The organism is Acinetobacter sp. NIOH-H-8, assembly GCF_046635365.1.
Lineage (GTDB): Bacteria > Pseudomonadota > Gammaproteobacteria > Pseudomonadales > Moraxellaceae > Acinetobacter.
In genome coordinates this window covers 1-432 of sequence record NZ_JBHDVN010000233.1, presented here as the reverse complement: position 1 = coordinate 432, position 432 = coordinate 1, and the positions used below count along the sequence as shown (strand labels likewise).

The window sequence follows — 432 nt, the reverse complement described above, 5'->3', positions numbered from 1 at the left end:
CGCCATCGACGGGCGGGTGCGCAACGAGGGCCGGACGACGCCCGACACGGGGCGTCGTCCGCCTAGCGGTCCAGTTCCTGGCGCCGCGAGCTGATCACGCCGGTGACGAAGCCGGCGAGGTTGAGCCCGCCGTGGAAGCGGGCGTGCTCGATCTTCACCCAGCGGTCCATCACGACCTCCAGGCCCGCGGCCTCGGCCTGACGCGCGGCGTCCTCGTTCCAGAAGCCCAGCTGCAGCCACACGGTCCGGGCGCCCACGCGGGCGGCGTCCGCCACCACCTCGGGGGCGTCGGAGGACTTGCGGAACACCTCCACGAGGTCCGGGGTGACGGGCAGGTCGTCCAGCGAGGCGTACACGCGGTGGCCGAGGATCTCCTTGCCGGCCGCGGCGAGCACGGGATTGACGAAGTAGACGTCGTACGTGGTCGAGCTC

1 protein-coding gene is annotated in these 432 nt (G+C 72.5%); it reads right to left on the bottom strand.

Going from position 1 to position 432, the window contains the following annotated elements:
* Positions 1 to 62 precede the first annotated feature (62 nt).
* Positions 63 to 432, bottom strand: a 370-nt coding sequence (locus ACEWB7_RS17975) for a CoA-binding protein (RefSeq protein ID WP_411581087.1), incomplete at its 5' end; no start/stop codon positions are given.